Source organism: Lampropedia hyalina DSM 16112, from assembly GCF_900129055.1.
GTDB classification, from domain to species: Bacteria; Pseudomonadota; Gammaproteobacteria; order Burkholderiales; family Burkholderiaceae_C; genus Lampropedia; species Lampropedia hyalina.
Genome location: NZ_FQUZ01000002.1, coordinates 33,990 through 57,507 on the forward strand (window position 1 = coordinate 33,990; position 23,518 = coordinate 57,507).

The window sequence follows — 23,518 nt, forward strand, 5'->3', positions numbered from 1 at the left end:
GCCGTGCCTCGCCTATCGCAGTTTCAGGGTGGACAGTCCGGCCAGACACAGGAACATGGTGATGATCCAGAAGCGCACGACCACCTGGGTTTCCTTCCAGCCTTTTTTCTCGAAATGGTGGTGCAGCGGAGCCATCAGGAACAGCCGCCGCCCTTGGCCATAGCGTTTGCGGGTGTATTTGAACCAGACGACTTGCAGGATGACCGACACGGCCTCGGCCACGAAGATGCCGCCCATGACGGCCAGCACCAGTTCCTGGCGCACGATCACGGCAATCGTGCCCAGTGCGCCGCCCAGTGCCAGCGCGCCCACATCGCCCATGAAAACCTGCGCCGGGTGGGTGTTGAACCACAGGAATGACAGCCCCGCACCCATCATGGCGGCGCAGAAAATCAGCAATTCGCCCGTGCCGGGAATGTACGGGAACAGCAGATAGCGCGAGTAGATCGCATGGCCCGTGACGTAGGCGAACACCCCCAGGGCCGTGCCCACCATGACCACCGGCATGATGGCCAGCCCGTCCAGCCCGTCGGTGAAGTTCACGGCATTGCTGGAGCCGACGATGACCAGAAAGGTCAGCAGCACAAAGCCGAACACCCCCAGCGGGTAGGCAACCTGCTTGAAGAACGGCACGAACAGCTCGATGCCCACCGGGAAATGCGGCGACAGGCCCGATTGCAGCCATTCGACGAACAGCGTCCAGGCACGCTCGTTGGAGCTTTCGGCAATGCTGAAGGCTAGAAACAGCGCAGCGACGATGCCAATGCCCGATTGCAGCAGGAATTTCTGGCGCGAGGGCATGCCCTCCGGGTCTTTGCGCACCACCTTGCGCCAGTCATCCGCCCAGCCAATCGCGCCGAAACCCAGCGTCACCACCAACACCACCCAGACGAAGCGGTTGGCCAAGTCGGCCCACAGCAGGGTGGCCACGGCAATGCCCAGCAGAATCAGTACCCCGCCCATCGTCGGCGTGCCGTTCTTGGCCAGGTGCGTCTGCACCCCGTAGCCGCGCACGGGCTGACCAATCTTCAATGAAGTGAGGTAGCGAATCACCCACGGCCCGGCCACCAGGCCGATGAGCAGCGCGGTCATGGCTGCCATGACCGCGCGCATGGTCAGGTACTGAAACACGCGCAGAAAGCTGAACAGTTCGGGATCGAGGCTTTGCAGCCACTGGACCATCCACAGAATCATGCGATGCTCTCCTGTGCCGCAGGCTGGGTGCATTCGCGTGCGCGCTGCACGGCACGCTCCATGCCCATGAAACGCGAACCCTTGATGAGTACGCTGGTGTGCGTCTGCATGGTCTGCTCCATCTGCGCCTGCAAGGCAGGCATGTCGTCAAAATGCTGCGCGCCGTCGCCAAAGGCCGCCACGGCAGCCACCGAAGCCGCGCCCAGTGCCAGCAGGTGGTCGATGCCCCGCGCCTTGGCGTATTCCCCGGCTTCGGCGTGAAACTGCTCGCCCTGGTCGCCCACTTCGCCCATGTCACCCAGCACCAGCGTGCGCGGGGCAGGCAGCTCGGCCAGCACCTCGATGGCGGCCTTGACCGAATCGGGGTTGGCGTTGTAGCTGTCGTCGATCAGGTAGCGCAGTGCGCCATCGGCACTCTGGCGCAGTTCAAAGGCACTGCGCCCCTGCACCGGCTGGAAGTCGCGCAGTCCCTGCACGATGGCCTGGGGCGATACGCCCGCTGCCACGGCACAGGCCACCGCCGCCAGCGCGTTGCGCAGGTTGTGCCGCCCCAGCATGGGCACGGCCACATCCAGCACGCCCTGAGGGGTCTGCACCTGTGCCTGCCAGCCCGTCGCTCCCCATTGCGCCTTGCGCAACTGCACCTGGCAGTCGGCAGAGCCACCAAAGGTCAGCACGGGGCGACCCGCTGCCAACTCGCGCCACAGCGGCGTGAAGGCATCGTCGCCGGGAAAAACCGCTACGCCATCGGCAGGCAGGGCCGCGAAGACCGAGCCGTTCTCGCGTGCCACTGCATCGATGGTGTGCATGAATTCCAGATGCTCGCGTTGGGCGTTGTTCACCAGTGCCACGGTGGGCTGGGCAATCTGCGCCAGATGCGCGATTTCGCCCGGATGGTTCATGCCCAGCTCCAGCACCGCCAGCCGATGCTGCGAACGCAGGCGCAAGGTCATCAGCGGCACGCCGATTTCATTGTTCAGATTGCCCTGGGTGGCCAGTGCCGCCGCGCCGCATTCGGCCCGCAAAATGGCCGCCAGCATCTGGGTGACGGTGGTCTTGCCATTGCTGCCGGTGACGGCCATCAAGCCGCCCGCCCACTGCCGCCGCCAGTGCCGCGCCCATGCACTCATGGCATGCAGGGTGTCTTGCGGCACTTCAATGGCGTTCAGGCCCGCTGGCAGAGGCTTGCCCGCTTCCACGAGGGCCGCGGTCGCGCCCTGCTGCTGCACCTGGGGCAGGAAATCGTGGGCATCGAAGCGCGCTCCGCGCAAGGCGACGAACAGGTCGCCCGGCTGCACGGTGCGGCTGTCGGTGTGGACGCGCTGCCACACGGCCTGCGCATCGCCATGCAGGCGCGCGGCCACGCCTTCGGCCTGCAAGGCGGTGAGCACCTGCTGCAAGGTGAATGAGAGGGTGGATGCAGGGGCATTCATGCGCGTGGCTCCTCCTGCAAGCACGGTGATGGCTGTGGTGACTGGCTGGATGCCAGTGCGGCGTTGGCTTGTTCCATGTCTGAAAACGGCAGGCGTTGTCCCTGCACTTCCTGGTAGTTCTCGTGCCCCTTGCCCGCCAGCAGCACCACGTCCTGGGGCTGTGCCTGGGCAATGGTGCGGGCAATCGCCTCGTGGCGGCTCTCGCAGACCTGCACGGCGGCGCGCTGCCCGGTGGTCAGCCCGGCCAGCATCTGGTCGATGATGTCGCGCGGGTATTCATTGCGTGGGTTGTCGCTGGTGAGACAGACCCGCCCGGCTCCGCTCACGGCGGCCTGTGCCATCAGCGGGCGTTTGCTGGCATCGCGGTTGCCGCCACAGCCCAGTACGCAGTGCAGCACTCCGCCGCGCTGCTGTGCCACTGGGCGCAGTGCCTGCAAGACCGCCGAAACGGCATCGGGGGTGTGGGCATAGTCCACAACCACCAGCGGCCGACCCGGCACGGCAATGCGCTGCATGCGCCCCGGCACGGCAGGCAAATGGGCGCAGACGGCAGCGGCTTCATGCAGCCCCACGCCCTGCGCGCGCAGAATGCCGATCACGGCCAGCAGATTGTGGACATTGAACAGCCCGGTGACGGGAGCCTGCACGGCCACCGCACGCTCATGGCGCAACCCAACCGTATCGCAGCCGATTTCGTGCAATGTGAAGTGCGTGCCTGCATCGGCAAAGTGAATGTCGGATGCCTGCAAGCGCGTCTGACCGGGTGTGGCCTGCCATGCGGCTGCATCATCTGCCACCGCATAGCTCCACAGGCGTTGCAGCGTACCGCCCTGTGCCATCTGGCCCGCCAGTCGGGCGGCCAGTTCGGCTCCGTGGGCATCGTCCACATTCACCACGGCACTGCGCAGACCGGGCCAGTCGAACAGGGACTGCTTGGCCTGCCAGTAGGCATCCATGCTGCCATGGTAATCGAGATGATCCTGGGTGAAATTGGTGAAGGCCGCCACCTGGATGCGCGTGGCATTCAGGCGGCCTTCCTGCAAGCCGATGGACGAGGCTTCCATGATGCAGCCTGCCGCCCCGCCCTGCCGCATGGCGGCCAGACCGGCCTGCAAGCGCAGTGGGTCGGGCGAGGTCAGGCCCGTGTCGGCCAGTTGCGGCCAGATGCCCACGCCCAGCGTGCCCATCAGCCCGAAGGGGTGGCCCAGTTGCTGCATGGCCTGCGCTACCCACCAGCTCACGCTGGTCTTGCCATTCGTGCCCGTCACCGCCACCACCGGCAGATGCTGGCTGGGCTGGCCGTGCCAGAGGCTGGCTATCGCGCCACAATCGTGCTTGAGCCGGGGGTACAGAGCCAGTGCCGCCGTGGTTCCGGACTGCCATTGAAAGCGGTCGGCACCGTCGCCTTCGGCCAGACAGGCCACCGCTCCGGCCTGTACGGCCTGGTCGAGGAATTCCCGCGCATCCCGCGCCGCACCCGGCCATGCCAGAAAGCCGTCGCCAGGCTGGATCAGCCGGTGGTCGGTGCGCAGTGTGCCGGTGACGCGGCCCTGCAACCACGCCACGGCCTCGGCGGGCGTGTGCCAGCGAGTGGAGGCGGTCACAACACTTCCTCCTCGGTGGCTGTGGCCAGAATCTGCGGCTGCACGGCCATGTCCGGCTGCACGTTCAGCAGGCGCAGGGTTTGCTGCACCACCTGACTGAACACCGGCGCGGCCACCGTGCCGCCGTAGTACACGCCGGCACTGGGTTCGTCGATCATCACGGCCACGACGATGCGCGGATTGTCGATCGGGGCAATGCCGGTGAACCAGGAGCGGTGCTTGTTGGACACATAGCCGGAACCCACCTGCTTGCGGGCCGTACCCGACTTGCCGCCCACGGAATAACCCACCGTTTGCGCCCGCTGCCCCGAACTGCCTGGGCCGGTGGCGGTGTGCAACATGCCTCGCACCAAATCGGCGGTGCGCTGCGAGAACACCTGCACGCCCACCGCCGGTTCACTGCGCATCAGCAGGGTGGCCGGAATCAGCACCCCGTGGTTGGCAAACACGGTATAGGAACGCGCCAGTTGCAGCAGGCTGGCGGACATGCCATAGCCATACGACATGGTGGCCTGCTCCACCGGCTTCCAGGTCTTGTAAGGCCGCAGTCGCCCGCTGACCGCACCAGGAAAGCCAATCTGCGGCCGCTCGCCAAAGCCCAGGGCCGAAAACACCTCCCACATGAAACGCGGCTGCATCTGCAAGGCCAGCTTGGTGGTGCCCACGTTGCTGGACTTCTGGATGATGCCCTCGGCATTGAGCAGGCCGTGGTTGCGCACATCGGAGAGGCGCACGCCCGTGACGTGGATGGAGCCGGGGCGGGTATCGATGATGGTCTTGGTGGTGATGATGTTGGCTTCCAGTGCCATGGCCACCGAGAAGGGCTTCATGACCGAGCCAGGTTCAAACACATCGGTGATGGCACGGTTGCGCAATTGCTCACCGGTGAGCCGCCGCCGGTCCGAGGGGTTGAAGCTGGGGTAGTTGGCCAGAGCCAGAATCTCACCGGTGCGGGCATCCAGCACCACGACACTGCCCGCCTTGGCTTTCTGGGCTTCCACCTGTTCGGCCAGCTTCTGGTAGGCGAAGAACTGCACCTTGCTGTCGATGGAAAGATGCACGTCCTGGCCATCGACCGGTTCGATCACATCGCCCACGCCTTCCACCACTTGCCCCAGCCGGTTGCGAATCACCCGGCGCGAACCGGGAATGCCTGCCAGCACCTCGTCGTAGGCCAGTTCAATGCCTTCCTGCCCCTGATCCTCCACGCTCGTGAACCCCACAATGTGGGCCGCCGCCATGCCCTCCGGGTACTGGCGTTTGTATTCGCGCGTCTGGTGGATGCCCTTGATCTTGAGCGCGGTGATCTGCTCGCCGACTTCCATATCGACCTGGCGTTTGAGCCAGACGAAAGAACGATCTTCGTTCTCGAAGCGTTTGAGCAGGGAATCCAGCGGCATGTCCAGCAGCCGCGCCAGATCGGCCAGCTTCGCCCGCTCCTCCGGGCCATTCTGGTTCACATCTTCAGGAATGCCCCAGATGCTGGTCGCCGGAATGCTGGATGCCAGAATCTGGCCATTGCGATCCAGAATCTTGCCCCGGTTGGCGGGCAGTGCCAGGGTGCGCGCATAACGCACTTCACCCTGACGCTGAAAAAAATCATTGGCAAACACCTGCACATGGGCAGCCTTGGCCAGCAGACCCAGAAACGCCAAGGCCAGCAGACCCACCACAAAACGGCTGCGCCCCGTGGGAGCCTGACTCTCCAGCAAAGGGCTGCTGCTGTAGGCAACAGGGCGGCTCTTGGGCTTCTTCACAGCGCACCTCCATGCTCGGCGGCCCGGGCTGCTGTCAAAGCCAGCGATCCGGCAGCAGGCACCGCCACCTGCGGCACAGACGACACCGCCGCAGGAGCGACCGCGTTCGCACTGGTGGGTGCCGGAAAGGGATCGGGCACATAGTGTGTGGTGGTGGGCGAGGCCGACTGCATTTTCAGTTGCTCCCGCGCAAAACTCTCCACCCGCGTGGCTGCCGCCTGGGCACGCACGGCCACCTTGAGCCGGTCGGAATCGATCTCCAGCTGGCGCGCCAGCGAAACCTCACGGTCCAGTTCGGAATACAGGCGGCGCGAGTCGTACTGCACCCGCACCAGCCACAGGGCAGAGCCAATCATCAGCAACAGCAACAGCACGTTCAGTCGCGCGATCATGCCACCACCTCCGTGCGCCGCGCCACGCGCATGATGGCACTGCGCGCCCTGGGGTTGTCCTGCACTTCCTGGGCTGATGGCTTGGTGCGCCCCAGTGCCTCCAGCAGCATGGGCCGGGGCGGCGCAAAAGGAGCCTTGCGGTCGAACACCTGCCGGGAATGCTGCTCGATGAAACGTTTGACGATGCGGTCTTCCAGCGAATGAAAGCTGATGACCACCAACACCCCACCAGGGCGCAACACCGTCAGCGCAGCCTCCAGTGCCTGTTGCAGCTCGTCCAGCTCCCCATTGATGAAGATGCGCAATGCCTGAAAGGTGCGCGTGGCCGGATGCTGGCCCGCTTCCCGGCTGCGCACCACCCCGGCCACCAGGTTGGCGAGTTCCGCCGTGCGGGTGAGCGGGCCTTTGCTCTGCCGGTGGGCCACGATGGCTCGGGCCACGCTGCCGGCAAAACGCTCCTCGCCATAGTCGCGGATGACGCGGGCGATTTCGTCCGCCTCCGCCTGCGCCAGCCATTGCGCCACGGTCTGGCCGCGTGTCACGTCCATGCGCATGTCCAGCGGGCCATCGAAACGGAAGCTGAAGCCGCGCTCGGCATCATCGATCTGGGGCGAACTCACGCCCAGGTCCATCAACAGTCCGTCCACGCTGTGCGCAGGCAGACTGCCCAGATGCGCAAAACCTTCATGGCGCACCTGCACGCGGCCATCCTCCGCCGCCAGTGCCTGTGCCACCTCGATGGCCTGCAGATCCTTGTCGAATACCACCAGGGTGGCATCGGCAGGCAAACGCGCCAGCAGGGCGCGCGAATGCCCGCCCCGGCCAAAGGTCGCATCCACCCATTGGGAAGGACGCGCCGTGCAGGCAACTGCCGCCTCCACAAGCGCGTTCACCGCCTCATGGAGCAAAACCGTGGTGTGTCGCAGCCTCTCACTCATGCCAGCCCAACGCTCAAAACCCAACTAAAAAACCAAATGATTGATGACTTCCGCCGGCATCTCCTTGCCCAGCACCTGTGCCTGCTGCGCGTCATGGGTTGCGCGATCCCAGAGTTCCAGATACGCGCCCATGCCCAACAGGATCGCTTCCCGCTCCAGACCCACCGCCCGGCGCAGTTCCGGCGATACCAGCACACGCCCGGAGCCATCCATCTCCACGTCCGTGGCATTGCCCACCAGAATGCGTTTCCACCACTGCATGGACATGGGCAATTGCAGGATTTTCTCGCGCTGCCGCTCCCAGACGATGCGTGGATACAACAACAGGCATCCTTCCGGGCTGCGCGTGATGGTCAGCCCACCCGCATCCTGTTCCAGCAGCGCGTCACGATGCCGGGCCGGTATCGACAGCCGCCCCTTCGCATCCAGACTCAATGAAGAACATCCCTGAAAAAGCATGTGTTTTCGTCACGCCCGCATGTATGGACATTTGCGCAAAAAACCCACTCTCACCCACTTTTTGCCACTTTCCGACACTGTAGCAGGATTTTATCCCCTTTTGTTACAACCCCTATTTTTTTTCAGTGTTATCAATAGGTTAGCCCTCATGTTGCAAAGCACCATGAGGGCTAAATATTCTTCAAAATTAATGGGTTAGACCCGCCGCCCAATCATTTAACCAAGTCGGGGCACTCTTGCGGCCATTACAAAATATAACGCGACAAATCCTCATCCTGGCTCAAGGTTTCGAGCCGTTGATTGACATATTCGGCATTGATGGCAATGGTCTGCCCATCCAGCCGCGCCGCATCGAAGCTGACTTCGTCGAGGAGACGCTCCATGACCGTGGAAAGCCGACGCGCACCAATATTCTCGGTTCTCTCATTGACTTCGTACGCAATCTGTGCAATGCGCTCGATGCCATCCGGGGCAAAATCCAGATGCACGTTCTCGGTGGCCAGCAATGCCTGGTACTGGCGCGTGATGGACGCATCGGTGGACACCAGAATGGCCTTGAAGTCTTGCACCGACAGCGACTCCAGTTCCACCCGAATCGGGAAACGCCCCTGCAATTCGGGAATGAGGTCGCTGGGCTTGCTCAGATGGAAGGCCCCCGATGCCACGAACAGAATGTGGTCGGTCTTGACCAGACCGTACTTGGTCTGCACGGTCGTGCCTTCCACCAGCGGCAGCAGGTCACGTTGCACGCCCTGGCGCGATACGTCGGAGCCGGATGCCTCCTGGCGCACCGCCACCTTGTCGATCTCGTCGATGAAGACGATGCCGTTCTGCTCGGCATTGGCCAAGGCCCTGGCGCGGATTTCCTCCTCGTTCACCAGTCCAGCCGCCTCCTCGTCCACAAGCAGCTTGCGTGCCTCGCCAATCTTGATCTTGCGGCGTTTCTTGCGATCCTGCTGCAACTGGCTCATCCAGTCGCGCAGGTTTTCGGCCATGTCCTGCATCCCGGCAGGCCCCATGATCTCGAACTGCGGCTTGGCATCGGTCAGTTCCAGTTCGATTTCCTTGTCGTCCAGTTGCCCTTCGCGCAGTTTCTTGCGGAATACCTGCCGCGCCGCGCCTTCGCTCTTGAGCGTCAGGTCGTTGCCTGCGGTCGCAGAAGCCGGTGCAGTGGGAATCAGCGCATCGAGGATGCGGTCTTCGGCTGCGTCTTCGGCGCGGGTGCGCACCTGGCGCAGTTGCACTTCACGCTCCAGCTTGACGGAGACTTCCAGCAGGTCGCGGATGATGGAATCCACGTCCTTGCCCACATAGCCCACTTCGGTGAACTTGGTCGCCTCCACCTTGATGAAGGGCGCGTCGGCCAGCCGCGCCAGACGGCGGGCAATCTCGGTCTTGCCCACGCCGGTGGGGCCGATCATCAGAATGTTCTTGGGGGTGATTTCTGCGCGCAGGCCTTCATCGACCTGCTGTCTGCGCCAGCGGTTGCGCAGTGCGATGGCCACGGCACGCTTGGCGGCGTTCTGCCCCACCACATGCCGATCCAGTTCCGAAACAATCTCCTGCGGTGTCATTGACGACATACGCCTATCCTTTTTCCGTTTGCAAAATTCCCGGTGACGCTCCCCGAACCCGGCGGGTTCAGAGCACTTCGATGGTGTGGTTCAGGTTGGTATAGATGCACAGCTCGCCCGCAATTTGCAGGGACTGCCTGACAATGTCCTCGGCGGACAGGGCGGAATGCGCCAGCAGGGCCTTGGCCGCCGAATGGGCATACGCCCCGCCGGATCCGATGGCCACGATGCCCTGCTCCGGCTCCAGCACATCGCCATTGCCGGTGATGATGAGCGAGGCTTCGCGGTCGGCCACAGCCAGCATGGCTTCGAGGCGGCGCAGCACGCGGTCGGTGCGCCATTCCTTGGTCAGCTCGATGGCCGCACGCGGCAGGTTGCCCTGGTGCTTTTCCAGCTTGGCCTCGAACCGCTCGAACAGCGTAAAGGCATCGGCGGTGGCTCCGGCAAAACCGGCCAGCACCTTGCCGTGGTAGAGCTTGCGCACCTTGCGGGCGGTGCCCTTGACGACGATATGGCCCAGCGTGACCTGGCCATCGCCGCCAATCGCCACCTGGGTGCTGCCATCGGGGAGCGTGCGGCGCACGCTCAAGATCGTGGTTCCGTGAAATTGTTCCATAGCTACTGTACATGGGGGATATCCGTGTGTCTGCAAGAGGGGCGCAGCACAATTTCATGCACAGGTGCGAAATCCGCCAGATGCCACGATCAGGGCTTCTACAATGGCAATTGGCAGAGGCTGCATGCGTGGAGAAAGGATGCCCGGACGGCGGAACTTCACGTCATTCCCACGCTCTGCGAATACACCTTGCTGACTCTGGCGATCAACCACCCGCTATTTCGACTTCCCGGAGATTTTCCCTTGAACGCCCAGACAGAACACTGCTTCCTGAACGGCCTGGCAGGCCGCATCGAGGCCCTGCACGACCGCGCCGTGCCACGCAGCGACGGCATGGTCAGAGGCACGGCCATCGTGGCACACCCGCACCCCCTGTTTGCCGGGACGATGAACAACAAGGTGGTGCAGACCCTGGCGCGCGCACTGGCACAGGATGGCTGGGATACCTGGCGTTTCAACTTTCGCGGGGTCGGGCAGTCCGAAGGAGTCCATGACCACGGCATCGGCGAGGCACAAGACCTGCTGCATGTCATCGAACAGGTGGCCCCCACCGGCACACTGGCCCTGGCAGGCTTCTCGTTCGGCACCTTCGTGATCGGGCAGGCCGTGCAGACCCTGCACCCGCAGCGCGACATCGCCAGCCTGCTGTATGTGGGCACGGCCGCCAGCCGTTTTGCGATTCCGGCCATTCCAGAGGAACTGCACCCGCGCACACTGGTCATTCATGGCGAGGACGATGACACCGTGCCATTGACCTGCGTGCAGGACTGGGCGCGGCCCCAGACCCTGCCCGTGCTGGTCGTGCCGCAAACCGAGCATTTCTTTCACGGCAGACAGATTCTGCTGAAGACCCTGGCTGCCCGGCACCTGCGCAGCATCTGATGCAGGCAGGCGGCCAGCCTCATTCCCGCTTCTTGTTTCCCCTCTTTGAACTATCGGACAGTGACTCTTATGTTTTCCCGCATCCTGCGCGCCCTGCACCTCAGGCTCGACGGCCACCATCCCTGGATGGCCACCCTGTTCATCACCCTCACACTGGCCTGCGCCCTGCCGGCCCAGGCGCAGATGAACATCTCGCCTCCCGAAATCGCCGCCCGCAACTACCTGCTGCTGGACGTGACCGCCAGTCAGGTGCTGGCGGCCAAGAACATCGAGGAGCCTGTGGAGCAGGCATCGCTGACCAAGCTGATGACCGCCTATGTGGTATTCGATGCCCTGCGTGCCCAGAAAATCAGCCTGACGCAAACCCTGCCGGTGAGCGAACGCGCCTGGAAAATGCCCGGCTCGCGCATGTTCATCGACCCGAAAATGCAGGTGGCCGTCGATGACCTGCTCAAGGGCATGATCGTGCAGTCGGGCAACGATGCCACCACCGCACTGGCCGAAGGCGTGGGCGGCACCGTCGAGCACTTCGTCAAGCTGATGAACGACCAGGCCAAGGCCCTGGGCATGAACGACACCACCTACAAGAACCCCGAAGGACTGACCGAACCAGGGCATCTTTCGACCGCGCGCGACCTGAGCATTCTCGCCACCAGCCTGATGCGCGAGTTCCCCGAGTACATGCACTACTACTCCACCAAGCACTACCGCTATCCCGGCACCCCGGAGGCCAATGGCAACAACCGCAACCTGCTGCTGTTCCGCGACCCCAGCGTGGACGGCCTGAAGACCGGCTACACCAAGGCAGCAGGCTTCTGCCTGGTCTCCACCTCCCAGCGGGAAGTACCCAACGTGGGCCAACGCCGCCTGCTGGCCATCGTGCTGGGAGCCGACAGCGAAAACAGCCGCGCCACCGAAAGCCAGAAACTGCTGAACTGGGGCTACACGGCCTTTGATGCCGTCAAACTGTTTGAAGGCCGTCAGGCCATGGCCACGCCCAGCGTCTGGAAAGGCAGTGCCAGCACCATCCAGATCGGCAGTCACGACCCCGTGGTCGTCGCCCTGCCCACCGGCTCGGCCGGACAACTCACCACCAGCATCGAGCGACCCGATCCGCTGCTGGCTCCGCTGTACCTCGACCAGTCCATCGGCACCCTGAAAATCAGCCTGGGCAATACCGTGCTGAAGGAAGTGCCCGTTGTGGCCCTGGAAGACGTGAGCCAGGCTGGATTCCTGGGCCGCACCTGGGACAGCATCCGCCTCTGGATTCAATAACGATTTCACAACCCCGGAATCTGCTGGCACATGAACGCGGTCGCACTGCTGCGTACGCCATGCCAGCAGCTCCCCCGACACAAGGAGTGCCCGCATGGCCCGACATCCGTATTCATGGCTGATTCCACTGGGCTTGGCGGCCGCTCTGGCCGCCTGTAGCACCACACCTCCGGCTTCCTCTCGCAAGCCACAGGGCGTCGATGCGACAGCCACGACACCCATCCCGCAGCCCTCCGCCGCGACATCCCCCTCTCTCTCCGCCCAGCACCTGCTGGACTACCACTGGCAACTGGAGCAAATCCGCCTGCCTTCCGGTCAGGAAGACCAGCAGTACCGTCAGCACCGGCAGGCGGGCCACCCACCCGTGCAACTGAGCTTCTTCAGCGAAGACCGACTGAGCGTACAGAACCTCTGCAATGGGCTGGGTGCCTCCTACCAGATCACCGGCCAGCGTATCAGCACCGGCTCCACCGTCAGCACCCAGCGCATGTGCAGTGAGCCTGGACTGATGCAACTGGAGCGGCAAATCGGCACGGCACTGGGCCAGCTCTCGCACTGGCACATTGCGCAGCAGGCTTCCGCCGCCGGTACTGCCCCCAGCCTGACCCTGCAACTCGAGCTGGCCGATGGCAGCCAATGGATACTGTCAGGCGTACCCACCGATACCACCCGCTACGGCAGTGCCCCCGAACGCATCTTCCTGGAAGTGGCCCCCGAACTGGAGGCCTGCTCCCACCCGCTGATTCCCGATGCCCAGTGCCTGCGCGTGCGCAGCGTCGAATACGATGGGCAGGGACTGCTGGTGCGCAAGGGCGAGTGGGAAACCTTCCACGGAGCCATCGACGGCTTCGCCTTTGAACCGGGCGTGCGCAACATTCTGCGCATCCACCGCTACACGCTCCAGAATCCACCCGCCGATGCCTCGCGCTACGCGTATGTACTGGATATGCGCGTGGAAAGCGAGCGGCTTCGCTAGAATCCGCGCTGTCACTGAACTGACACCACCGACTGACTTCATTCTAAAAAACGAAAGGCAAACGACATGACAGACCAACTCCAGCGCATCCAGAACGGCCAAGGCTTCATCGCCGCACTCGACCAAAGCGGTGGCAGCACCCCCAAGGCACTCAAGCTCTATGGCATCGACGAATCTGCCTACAGCACCGATGCCGAAATGTTCAACCTGGTACACGCCATGCGCACCCGCATCGTCACCAGCCCCAGCTTCAGCGGTGAGCGTGTGCTCGGAGCCATCCTGTTCGAGGCCACGCTCGACGGCGAATTCGAAGGCAAGGAAGCCGCCCGCTACCTGTGGGAAGAAAAAGGCGTGGTGCCCTTCCTGAAAATCGACAAGGGCCTGCAAGACGAAGTCGATGGCGTGCAACTGCTCAAACCCATCCCCGGCCTGTCCGAACTGCTGGCCCGCGCCAAGGCCAAGGGCGTGTTCGGCACCAAGGAACGCTCCGTCATCAAGGCCGCCAATGCCCACGGCATTGCCGCCGTGCTGGACCAGCAGTTTGAACTGGGCCAGCAAGTGCTGGATGCCGGACTGGTGCCCATCATCGAACCCGAAGTGGACATCAAGGCCGCCGATAAAGCCCATATCGAAAAGCTGCTCAAGCAAGGCCTGCTGATGCGCCTGAACCGCCTCGACCCCAAAACCCCGGTCATCCTGAAACTGACCCTGCCCAGCGTGGACAATTTCTTTGCGGAAGTGGTCGCTCACCCTGCCGTGCTGAAAGTCGTGGCCTTGTCCGGCGGCTACAGCCGCGAAGAAGCCAACGCCAAGCTGGCCAAGAACCCTGGTGTGATCGCCAGCTTCAGCCGCGCCCTCACCGAAGGCCTGAGCGCGCAGCAAAGCGACGCAGAATTCAACCAGGCACTGGACGCTTCGATTGAATCCATCTACCAGGCATCCATCGCCTGAGTGAGCGGACTCCTCGATGGACTGCCTTGCGCCCTGTGGAAACCATCGGGCCAAGGCAGTTTGCTTATGGGATCAGCAATCGGATCAACGATATTTGCTGATTTTTCTATACCCATAGGCATATAAGTTTATAAAATATTTAGTTATAAAAATACAAGATAATAGATCATTTAGTTTTTTATCGAGCCATCCGCATGAACCTGCACCAGTTTCGGTTTGTTCAAGAAGCCGTACGCCGCAACCTCAACCTCACGGAAGCGGCCAAGGCCCTGCATACCTCACAGCCTGGGGTTTCCAAGGCCATCATTGAGCTGGAGGACGAACTCGGCATCGAAATCTTTGCCCGCCACGGCAAACGCCTCAAGCGCGTCACCGAGCCTGGCGAGCACGTCCTGACCAGCATCGAGGCGATTCTGCGCGAGGTCGGCAACCTCAAGCGCATCGGCAACGACTACAGTGCCCAGAACACCGGCACGCTCAGCATCGCCACCACCCACACCCAGGCGCGCTACGTCTTGCCCGTGCCGGTGGCCAAGTTCCGCGAAGCCTATCCCAAAGTCAATATCAGCCTGCACCAGGCCACCCCGCACGAAGTGGCCAATATGGTGCTGACGGAAGTGGCCGATATCGGCATGGCCACCGAATCGCTGGCCGATTACCCCGATCTGGTCACACTGCCCTGCTACGAATGGCAGCATGTGCTGATTCTGCCGCCCTACCATCCGCTGGCAAAGAAGGAGCGCATCGGGCTGGAAGACATCGTCAGTGAGCCACTGATTACCTACCACCCGTCCTTTACCGGACGCGGGCGCGTGGACAAGGCATTCGAGCGGCGCAACCTCAAGCCCCACATCGTGCTGGAAGCCATCGATTCGGACGTGATCCGCACCTATGTGCAACTCGGGTTGGGCATCGGCATCGTCGCGGAAATGGCTGTGCAGGGCGAGTTGCGCGGCGATCTGGTGGTGCGCCCGATGGGCGATCTGTTCGGCATGAACGTGGCACGGGTCGCCTTCAAGCGCGGTGCCTACCTGCGCCAGTTCGTTTACCGCTTCGCCGAACTCATCAGTACCCGCCTCAGCCGCGAACAGGTCAAGCTGGCAATGTCCGGGCAGGGCACCGAAGACCTGGGCAATTCGCTTTAAACGTCAAGTGTAGTTTTTCAACACGTTGGCCGCCCGCATCCTGCCACTGGGCGCGGGCTTGCTGGCAAGGACTTCGCAGACTTTCCTGGCCCATTACTCCTGCGGCTCACCGGCAGCGGGAGCGCATGTCTGCCGCCAGTTTGACCACCAACGCCAGAGGTGCACTTTGGTCTTGCTGAGGTAATGGGGGCCGTCGAACAGGTAGATGCGCAGACCGCAATAGGCCCGCAGTTGCTGCATCAACTGCGCAAGGCTGGCCGGGCGAAAGCCACTGCCCCAGCTTTTGGGCTGAAAGGCCTCCAGCACAATCGCCACCCGGTCTGACCCGAAGCGTTGCACCAGCGCGTCGGCAATGCGCCGGGCCTCCTCGGGACTGCGAACACCCACCCCCACGCCATCCTGAAAAAAGACTCCCACATCGGGTGGCAGCCAGCTCTCCAGCCACAGGTCAAAATTCTGCGGCAGGCGTTCACCAGCGTAGACACTCACCCAGAGCGGACGCGGCAGTCCCGCCAGCGTATCGCGCAACTGGTGGACATGCAGCCAGCTCAGATCGGCCTCTACCGGAAAGTAAAAGGCATGGGGTGTGAATGGCAGTGGTTTCTGGCTGATGGCCTGTCCCTCTGCCCCCAGTCGGTGCAGGTCGGCACGCGCCTGGGGTTCGCTGTAGCGACCACTGAGGCCAGCAACGATGCGACCGGCCCAGGGTTCGCTGGCAATGCGCCCCCAGTCAGGCTGCCGGTTCCACTGCGGAAAGTCTGCCGATGGATACCACGCCTGACCATCCACCATCAGCCACTGCACCACCAGTGTCTCGGCTCCCAGCAAGTGCCAGTTTCCTTCTGGCCGGGCCGTGGCATTGTCAGGCTGCCAGAACACTCCTTCGACCAGAGGAAGTAGCGTATGCTTCACACCCATACCAGAAGCCACCCAGCCAGCCCAGCTCACCCCTGCCAGGGCACAGAGGATTGCAAGCCACCATCGCGCTGGAATGCTCATTCTTTCACACGTTTGAGTCGAGAGCTGTGCCACAGCCACCAGGCGGCAATCGCCAACAACAAGGCCAGAACCAATGCGCCCAGCATTGCCACGGTGGGCGGACGCATGGCAGGTGTGACCTTGGTGCTGGCCACATAGTGGCGCAGCACAATCGCCTCCCCATCCTGTGCCAGGAGCACTTCCTGGGCACCATCGCGCAAATGCGGCTGCACTCCGGCCCAGTGGCGCATGAAGTTGGCCACGCTGTCGGGGGTCTCGGCAATCACATGGAACCGGTCTTCACTGTGCAACAACAGTATGCCGTTTTCGGCATACGGGGCATACACCTTGTCCGGATGGGTCGCAATGCGCTGTCGGTACAGCTCAGGGTCGATGGTCACGCTGACGCTGTGGGGCACGCTCGCATCGGTTGTAATCCGAGCTGGCACCGGTTTGTCATCAAGCAACATGCTCGAAGCCACCTGAAGCAAGCTGATGGCCAGACCCAGCGATCCCGGTGATTCATCCACCAGAATCACCGGATGGGGCACCAATGCCGCAGAGATCGCCGCAATGCCCGATTTGAGACGGTGGGGCAATGTGACCTGGGACTTGGCAGCATCGATCCACAATGCGCCACGCGAACGCGGCAGGCAATCGCCGTTGGCGATCAGGGTGGTTTCAATTCGCACATCGAAACTGGCAGAGGCAGCCGGCCTGGGGGTCTGGAAAGCCAAGTTGCGTACATCTCCCCCGGCTTGAACGGCATCGAATGCCATGCTGCCAGCCAGCGCGTTGTCAATCCAGACGGCCAGCTTGGAACCTTGCAACAGTCCATTCTGCACGTTCAATGCCAGCTGACCCTGCAAAATATCAGACGGCTGCCAGACACTCGGGAAGATCAGCTGCATATCGTGGCTGCCACCTTCCAGACGCAAATCCTGTATGCCCAGATCGGCCAGCGTCTGAATGCGGCGTAAACCTGCCCAACGCGGCGGATCGATGTTTTCGACAATATCGGCCTGTGCCGTACCAAGCTGCGCCAGATAATCCACGTTCAGCAACGCATGGACCGCATCATTCAGGCCCGCAGCATCCCGGTAGCGAATGCGAAACAACGGCATCTGGCGGTGCGCGGCTGTTTCCGGTGCAGCAACTGTGGCAAGCACCTGCCGCTCCAAACGCAGTTGCGCCCGGGAGTCAAGTTGTGGAGCATGTTCCAGCACCAGTCCAAAATGGGCATCCTGTGCTTCGGCAGGCAACTGTGTCGCATCATGCCAACGCACCCCGGCAGCAGCCTTCCAGGCACTGCCCAGACGGGCCATTGCAGTCAATTCATCGGCATCGCGCCGATCCAGTTGAACATGGGCAATATAAGGCTGCTCCCCCAGCACATGCGGATTGAACAAGGCATCTGGCAGGTGACGGATATGGTAGCCCTTGGGGTGCTGCACTTGGTAGGACAGGCGACTGTTACGCAGGGTGGCCGTACTTTCAATGCCCGCCTCGCAGAACTCCAGCCGGTCATCGGCAGGGCTGCCCCAATCGCCACGCTGCGTGAAAGAAAAATCAAGACGGTGAAAACCCGCCTGCAATACCGGCAGTGCAAACTGAATGTGGCCTTGCCCGGTCATATGCTGGCTGAACACGACCTTGCCATCCAACGACACGATCAGAAACAGATCGGATGACGCACGATATTGCGCGGCATAGTTGGCTCCGTCCCAGACCTCACCCTTGCCCACATAGAAATACTGGGTTTTGCTGGCAAACACATCCGACACCTGCATGGTCGCCAACGGCCATTCGGACGCACGGGAGGCACTGGCCAGCAACAGACACACTGCGACCACCGTGGCCTTGAACCACCAGGCCAGAGCCGATGGCAGACACATGCGAATTGGAACATCCATTTATTTCTTCTCCTTGGTGCGTTCGGTTTTGTACCAAGTGATACCCTGACCCTTGATCTTTCCCTTGAGCATTTCCCATGCGGCCTTGAATACCACCACCAGAAAGAGCTGTGCATAGGTGAAATAGGCCAGAACTGCGAAAAAATACAGCTGTGGCCGCCGCTCCTCCATCGACAGGGTGAAAAATACCTGGGCCACATAAATCAGAAACGAGAGCAGCCACAACAAGGTAAACGGCCCCGGAATGGTCACCCCTCCCAGCCCCGTCAGTCCCATCAGCAACGCCGTATGGCTCATGACCAGGGCGGGCACGAACATCACATAGCACATGACATTGTTGAGAATCTCCAGCCCGATCGGAAACGGATGGGTCAATGCCACAGGCAGGTACTTATTGGTGACGTAGAAATTGCCCTGTGTCCAGCGCGAACGCTGCTTGAGGAAAATACGCAGCGGGGCCGGATCCTGCTGCCAACCCACCGCGTAGGGCACCCAGCGAATGCGGCGTTTGCCCAGGAATATGCGAAAACTCATCTCGGTATCGTCCACCAGCGAGAGTTCGTCGAATCCTCCCAGCGTCTCCAGGGCATCCCGCCAGATCACATAATTGGTTCCCATCAGCGTGGAAAGCCGGAACATATGCCAGCGACCACCCTGGAAAATCCATTGGAAGAAAATGAATTCGATGGCAATGAAACGCGTCATCACACTGTCGGCCCAGTTGCGGGTGCGCACCTTGCCATTGACTGCCACCAACGACGGATCGGCCAGCAGGGTCTGTGACAGCAAGCGCACACAATCGGGTTCCGGGGTGCTGTCGGCATCGTAGACCACGATCAATTCGCCCCTGGCATGCGGCAGACCATTGTTGAGAGTGCGCGACTTGCCCTTGCCTCCCATGCCCTTGGGCACATTGACGATGCGGATGCACGCAAACTCCGCCGCCAGACGCTCCGCAATCTACAGCGTGTCATCCTTGGAGCCATCGTTGATGAGCACGACTTCGTAGCGGTGCGCCGGGTAATCCTGCGCTGCCATGGCACGCAACGTATCCTCGATCACCAGCCCTTCGTTATAGGCGGGTATCAGCACACTGAGCATCGGCCACTCCTTGGGCTGCGGCAGCGATGCCAGCTCACGACGCGACGCAATCGAGTAACGCCAGGCCGCAAAGCTCAGTACGGCCCAGAAGGCCTGGGGTATCCAGATGCCCAGAAAACCAAAGGGGAACAGGGTATCTATGGTACTCACCACAGCCTCCGCAAACGGCGCAGGGCCGCCAGTATCAACAGCAGCAGCAAACCTGCGCCGATCACCAGGGAAACCCACGAAATCGATGTTCCCACCCATTGCAGCACATTCGGCCAAGGTGTCGCAAAAAACAAGCCCACTGGCACAGAAAGCAGGGTCGCCATGGCCAGTACATGCCCCATCGGAGAAGTCTCCAACCCCTCCAGCCGACTATGGAAATCAGAGTTCAGATACTCCCAGGACAAACCCAGTTCAGGATAATCCACACGGCCCACGCCACCATCGGGCCAATACTGCGGATCAATCACCACCGCGAATCCACCCCCATGCGGCAATGTGTCGCTTGCATGATAAATATACCGCCCTTGCACCTCATGCTGCCGGGCGGGTACCGGCAAGCCACCATAGCCACTGCTGCCACGGTGATCGATCAGATAAGCCCCCTTGCCTGCCGCCAGCAGATTGTCTGACCAACCGTCCACCACCAGAGCAGCCAGTGGACGCAATCCCAGTGCCGAAGCAAAGCTGGCCCGTGCAGCAAAATGATCGAATTGGTGGTTGCGCATCGGCTGTACGACAATCGCTCCCTCTTGCACGGCCTGGTAGTAAAAGCGGTATGTGCTGGGCTTGAGGATCTCCAGCGGATTCTCGGGCAACAGCACCCCGGGTTTGACACCCGCGCCCAGCATCTGGCGGTAGATGGGCTGCGCGGCTTGCCGGTCAGTGAACAAGGGCCACCATCGCTGCTCAGCCGGAAAATAGCTGCCAATATCGCGCATGGCCACCACGGCCTGAGCCACTTCCAATTTAGCCACACGCCCGGGCAACGGAGCCGCAGTGCCATCCCCATCGCTTGGTTCCTGCTCCGGTGCGTCCAGAGCCGGAACCTTGTCTGGCAAACCACGCAACGGGTGGCAACCATATTCCTGCACATACAACTGCACCAGCAAGGGCTGCGGGGCAGGTGCCGGCTCCAAAATCAGGCTGCACAGCAGAATATGCGTCAGGATCATGATGATGCCTCCACTGTGGGATTGCAGATATGTGCCGACATGCGCACCTGGAGAATCAACTCTTTGATGCCCCTGAGCCTTTGCACGAAAAGAGGCTCCGTCTCGTCTTCAGGGAACTGGGTCACCTGCAAACAGCGAAGGTGCGTCAGGCCATTCTCGGCAAACACGAAAACCGCATCGTCGGCATGCTGCTCCAGCACTTCCAGCATGCGCAAGCGCGCACTCTGCCAGACCTGATCGCCCAGCATATCCAGAATAAGCAGGTGGTTCGTCACCACGACGTCAATGACACGATAGCCCTTCGTGCCGGAGCGGCGGCACAGTATGTCCAAGTGCAGCATGAAATGCGCACTCGCTGCCATATTCAAAGTCAGCACATCGGTGCGCTGATTCAATTCCAGCAGCGCACTGCTGGCCACACGGCGCAACTGGAGATTGTGGTAGATGGCACTGAGCCACAACGGTGCAGCGGGATTGAGCACCAGCATCAAGGTCTGCTGTTCGATCGGCAAACCCATACTGGCCTTGTAGAACATATACAGTGCCGTGAAAACAAAAGCCATCAACCCCAGTATTACCGCCTGTCCGACCCGCAACACCGCACCACTGGCCAGCAGCAGCAGGTAAATGATCCAGCCTCCGCGCAGATGCTCTGGAATCCACTCGTACGCCAGCAGGCCCGTCACAGCGAGACAGACCAACATCCAGCCGATGATGGTTTTTCTGCGCAGCGGAGTGATGATGGCAGGCATATGGCAACCCTGTACTCACATCAAGGCTTGGGGCGGCACGCCCGTGCACACATCGGTGGCGATGCGCTCCAGAATCCGCAGCGAGGCCCGGCCATCGCCAAACGGGTTTTCTGCCCCCGCCATGCGGGCAAAGTGTTCGGCATCGTCCAGCAAACGCCCGGCCTCATGGACAATCAGATCGGCATCGGTTCCCACCAGCCTGCCCGCCCCGGCCTGCACCACCTCGGGACGCTCCGTGGTAGTGCGCAAGATCAGCACCGGCTTGCCAAACGAAGGGCACTCCTCCTGAATTCCGCCCGAATCGGTCAGGGCAAAATGGCTGCTTTGCAGCACCGCCATCAACTGCGGGTAATTCAACGGCGGCAGCAAATGCACGCGCGCGTTGTCTCCCAGGCTCTGGCGCACCACATCGCGCACTGCCGGATTCAGGTGTACCGGCCAGACGACGTGCAGATTCTCGTGCGTCTGCACCAGGCGTGCCACCGCATCGCAGATATGGCGGATGCCCTCCCCGAAATTCTCACGCCGGTGTGCCGTCACCAGCACCAGCCGTTCCTGTCCGGTCAGCGGCAGTCCCAATGCGGACAGCACAGCCTGCGCCGACTCGGTACCGGGCTGCGACAACCGCTGGCGTGCCCAATGCACGGCATCCACCACCGTATTGCCCGTGACCAGAATCCGCTCGCCTGCAACCCCTTCATTCTCCAGATTCCGTGCCGACAGCGGCGTGGGCGCGAAATGCCAGTGCGCCAGACGGGACACCAGTTGCCGATTCCCTTCCTCCGGGAAAGGATGCTCCAGATCGAAAGAACGCAGGCCCGCCTCGACGTGCGCCAACGAAATCTTGTGGGCGAACGCCACCAGCGAGGCCGCCAGTACCGTGGTCGTGTCCCCCTGCACCACCACCACATCGCGCTTGCGCCCATCGGCATAGACCCGTTCGATCTGCTGAAGACCCCGCGCCAGCAACTGCGTCAGGGACTGCCCTTCCTGCATCATGTCCAGACGATGATCGATGTGGATGCCGAAGAAGCCGATGGCATCGCGCACCAACTCATCGTGCTGTGCCGTGAAAACCACCTCCACAGCAAAGCGCGCATCGGCCTGTGCCGCCAGAATCAGCGGTGCGAGCTTGACCAGCTCCGGCCGCGTGCCAAAAACGAACGAAATCAGAATGGGGCGCATCAGAAACTCCGGTAATAGGTCAGCTCCAGCCGACGGTTGTGGTAACTGGCCCGACCATCGGCAGCCTTGCCCCGCAGATAGAACACCTTCACGGTTTCCAGATGCAGGCTCAGCGGCAGCCAGGCCGCCAAATCGAAGGCAATGCCAGGGCCGACTTCCAGAATGTTGTTGTAGAACAGGCCATCGGTATCGTGGGAACTGCGCACCTTGGCATAGCCGCGCACCACAGCCTGCGGGGTCTTGACCAGATTCAGGCCGGGGCGCAGTCGCAAATCGGCAATGACGTTGTAATCGTTGCGGGAATAGGTCGCCACATTGCCGTAGAAGTCAGCATGGAAACGCTGCCCCAGACTGGGAAAACGGCAACCGGTTCCGGCCTCGCCGCAGTGGCGCGAAGTGTCGCCCCATTCCCGGAAGCTGGTCAGACCGGCCACCACACTCTCGCGGTACTTCGAGCGGTTGCGGTCGATCAGGTCGCGGCTCATACCCAGTTCCAGATAGGCGGTCAGGGGCCATGCAGTGGCCAGGCGGTAATTCAGCCCCATGCCAACGATCAGGGCGTTTTCGTCCACGACTTCAGGGCGCACCCCACCAGTGGAGCGGGTGTCGCGGTTCAGGGATGCAAAGCCATACCACTGGCCACGCTGCTCGCTGCCGTAATAGCGACCCAGGCGCAACTTCAGCGGCAGAATGCCTGCCTCCGAGCGCGACTCATAGGACGGGGAAGCGTAAATGTCAGCGAAAGAAGACCGCAGGGCACGGTGCGACTCCACGGCAAAGCCCAGGTTATCCGCCGCCTGGGTGGCGGTGGCCGCAATCTCCGGGTCTGATGACTGTCGCAGGCGGGTGAATTCCGCATGGGCCTGGACATTGCGCCCCAGCCCGTTCAGCAGATACGCCTTTTGCAGGCCAATGGCGTCATCGGCCGGATCGAGTGCCAGTACCTGATCGGCCAGGCCGATGGCCTCCTCGGGCTGGCCCGTGCGAATCTTCAGGTACAGCATCGACTTGAGTGCCATCAAGTCGTGCGGGGAATGCGCCAGAATCTGGCGCAGGCTGGCCTCGGCTACTGCATCATCACGAGATTCATGTGCATAAAACCGGCTCCAGAGCGCATGACGTTCTTGCGGCAAAATCTCCGCCAGACTGACGTTGGCCAAAGCCAGCAGCAAGACTCCACCCAGCATGGCCGACAGGCCGACAGGCCGACAGGCCGACAGGCCGACAGGC

The 23,518-nt window shown here is 62.0% G+C and carries 20 protein-coding genes and 1 pseudogene; 5 read left to right on the forward strand and 16 right to left on the reverse strand.

The window, feature by feature from the left end:
- Nucleotides 1-12: 12 nt before the first annotated feature.
- The 9 genes from mraY to hslV form a co-directional block, all read right to left on the reverse strand.
- A complete protein-coding gene (mraY, locus tag BUE21_RS01065) occupies nucleotides 13-1,194 on the reverse strand; it encodes a phospho-N-acetylmuramoyl-pentapeptide-transferase (protein ID WP_073353649.1) in 1,182 nt (393 codons plus the stop codon).
- Nucleotides 1,191-2,627 (reverse strand): UDP-N-acetylmuramoyl-tripeptide--D-alanyl-D-alanine ligase, encoded by a 1,437-nt coding sequence (locus tag BUE21_RS01070; RefSeq protein WP_073353653.1) that lies wholly within the window; start codon nucleotides 2,625-2,627, stop codon nucleotides 1,191-1,193. Before BUE21_RS01070 ends, mraY begins: the two co-directional genes overlap by 4 nt.
- Nucleotides 2,624-4,231: a UDP-N-acetylmuramoyl-L-alanyl-D-glutamate--2,6-diaminopimelate ligase gene (locus BUE21_RS01075; protein ID WP_073353657.1), complete on the reverse strand. Its 1,608-nt coding sequence runs from the start codon at nucleotides 4,229-4,231 to the stop codon at nucleotides 2,624-2,626. Before BUE21_RS01075 ends, BUE21_RS01070 begins: the two co-directional genes overlap by 4 nt.
- Nucleotides 4,228-5,988, reverse strand: coding sequence for a peptidoglycan D,D-transpeptidase FtsI family protein (locus BUE21_RS01080; protein ID WP_073353659.1), 1,761 nt, complete (start codon nucleotides 5,986-5,988; stop codon nucleotides 4,228-4,230). Before BUE21_RS01080 ends, BUE21_RS01075 begins: the two co-directional genes overlap by 4 nt.
- The gene (gene ftsL / locus BUE21_RS01085; protein ID WP_234971011.1) at nucleotides 5,985-6,380 is read right to left on the reverse strand and encodes a cell division protein FtsL; all 396 of its coding nucleotides are present in this window, start codon (nucleotides 6,378-6,380) and stop codon (nucleotides 5,985-5,987) included. The genes BUE21_RS01080 and ftsL overlap by 4 nt, the downstream gene beginning before the upstream one ends.
- A complete protein-coding gene (rsmH, locus tag BUE21_RS01090; RefSeq protein ID WP_073353661.1) occupies nucleotides 6,377-7,318 on the reverse strand; it encodes a 16S rRNA (cytosine(1402)-N(4))-methyltransferase RsmH in 942 nt (313 codons plus the stop codon). The genes ftsL and rsmH overlap by 4 nt, the downstream gene beginning before the upstream one ends.
- A gap of 24 nt (nucleotides 7,319-7,342) precedes the next feature.
- Nucleotides 7,343-7,777 (reverse strand): division/cell wall cluster transcriptional repressor MraZ, encoded by a 435-nt coding sequence (locus tag BUE21_RS01095; RefSeq protein WP_073353664.1) that lies wholly within the window; start codon nucleotides 7,775-7,777, stop codon nucleotides 7,343-7,345.
- A 245-nt stretch (nucleotides 7,778-8,022) separates the two neighbouring features.
- Nucleotides 8,023-9,360 carry an ATP-dependent protease ATPase subunit HslU gene (gene hslU, locus BUE21_RS01100; protein WP_073353667.1) on the reverse strand — a complete coding sequence of 446 codons (1,338 nt, stop codon included), beginning with the start codon at nucleotides 9,358-9,360 and terminating at the stop codon, nucleotides 8,023-8,025.
- 58 nt (nucleotides 9,361-9,418) lie between these two features.
- Nucleotides 9,419-9,967: an ATP-dependent protease subunit HslV gene (gene hslV / locus BUE21_RS01105; RefSeq protein ID WP_073353670.1), complete on the reverse strand. Its 549-nt coding sequence runs from the start codon at nucleotides 9,965-9,967 to the stop codon at nucleotides 9,419-9,421.
- Between the two features lie 243 nt (nucleotides 9,968-10,210).
- Here hslV and BUE21_RS01110 point away from each other — a divergent pair, with 243 nt between their 5' ends.
- The 5 genes from BUE21_RS01110 to BUE21_RS01130 all read left to right on the forward strand — a co-directional run bounded on the left by BUE21_RS01110 (nucleotide 10,211) and on the right by BUE21_RS01130 (nucleotide 15,196).
- A complete protein-coding gene (locus BUE21_RS01110) occupies nucleotides 10,211-10,849 on the forward strand; it encodes an alpha/beta hydrolase (protein ID WP_073353672.1) in 639 nt (212 codons plus the stop codon).
- Between the two features lie 126 nt (nucleotides 10,850-10,975).
- The gene (locus BUE21_RS01115; protein WP_073353870.1) at nucleotides 10,976-12,124 is read left to right on the forward strand and encodes a D-alanyl-D-alanine carboxypeptidase family protein; all 1,149 of its coding nucleotides are present in this window, start codon (nucleotides 10,976-10,978) and stop codon (nucleotides 12,122-12,124) included.
- A gap of 94 nt (nucleotides 12,125-12,218) precedes the next feature.
- Nucleotides 12,219-13,100 carry an META and DUF4377 domain-containing protein gene (locus BUE21_RS01120; RefSeq protein WP_073353676.1) on the forward strand — a complete coding sequence of 294 codons (882 nt, stop codon included), beginning with the start codon at nucleotides 12,219-12,221 and terminating at the stop codon, nucleotides 13,098-13,100.
- 66 nt (nucleotides 13,101-13,166) lie between these two features.
- Nucleotides 13,167-14,051, forward strand: coding sequence for a fructose bisphosphate aldolase (locus BUE21_RS01125; RefSeq protein WP_073353679.1), 885 nt, complete (start codon nucleotides 13,167-13,169; stop codon nucleotides 14,049-14,051).
- 194 nt (nucleotides 14,052-14,245) lie between these two features.
- Nucleotides 14,246-15,196, forward strand: coding sequence for a CysB family HTH-type transcriptional regulator (locus BUE21_RS01130; protein WP_073353682.1), 951 nt, complete (start codon nucleotides 14,246-14,248; stop codon nucleotides 15,194-15,196).
- A gap of 93 nt (nucleotides 15,197-15,289) precedes the next feature.
- Here BUE21_RS01130 and BUE21_RS01135 read toward each other — a convergent pair whose 3' ends face one another.
- From BUE21_RS01135 to BUE21_RS01165, 7 genes and pseudogenes are all read right to left on the reverse strand, one after another.
- Nucleotides 15,290-16,108 carry an alpha-amylase family protein gene (locus tag BUE21_RS01135; protein WP_143164359.1) on the reverse strand — a complete coding sequence of 273 codons (819 nt, stop codon included), beginning with the start codon at nucleotides 16,106-16,108 and terminating at the stop codon, nucleotides 15,290-15,292.
- An 83-nt stretch (nucleotides 16,109-16,191) separates the two neighbouring features.
- Nucleotides 16,192-18,087, reverse strand: coding sequence for a cellulose biosynthesis cyclic di-GMP-binding regulatory protein BcsB (locus BUE21_RS01140; protein WP_143164360.1), 1,896 nt, complete (start codon nucleotides 18,085-18,087; stop codon nucleotides 16,192-16,194).
- Nucleotides 18,088-19,437 (reverse strand): annotated as a pseudogene (locus BUE21_RS01145) (glycosyltransferase family 2 protein).
- Nucleotides 19,335-20,351: a hypothetical protein gene (locus BUE21_RS01150; RefSeq protein ID WP_073353689.1), complete on the reverse strand. Its 1,017-nt coding sequence runs from the start codon at nucleotides 20,349-20,351 to the stop codon at nucleotides 19,335-19,337. The pseudogene BUE21_RS01145 and the gene BUE21_RS01150 overlap by 103 nt, the downstream one beginning before the upstream one ends.
- Nucleotides 20,348-21,103 (reverse strand): hypothetical protein, encoded by a 756-nt coding sequence (locus BUE21_RS01155; protein WP_073353692.1) that lies wholly within the window; start codon nucleotides 21,101-21,103, stop codon nucleotides 20,348-20,350. Before BUE21_RS01155 ends, BUE21_RS01150 begins: the two co-directional genes overlap by 4 nt.
- Nucleotides 21,104-21,118: 15 nt before the next feature.
- Nucleotides 21,119-22,288: a non-hydrolyzing UDP-N-acetylglucosamine 2-epimerase gene (wecB, locus tag BUE21_RS01160; RefSeq protein WP_073353693.1), complete on the reverse strand. Its 1,170-nt coding sequence runs from the start codon at nucleotides 22,286-22,288 to the stop codon at nucleotides 21,119-21,121.
- Nucleotides 22,288-23,518 (reverse strand): tetratricopeptide repeat protein (locus tag BUE21_RS01165; RefSeq protein WP_200796670.1); only part of this gene is annotated, 1,231 nt, incomplete at its 5' end. The genes wecB and BUE21_RS01165, both read right to left, overlap by 1 nt.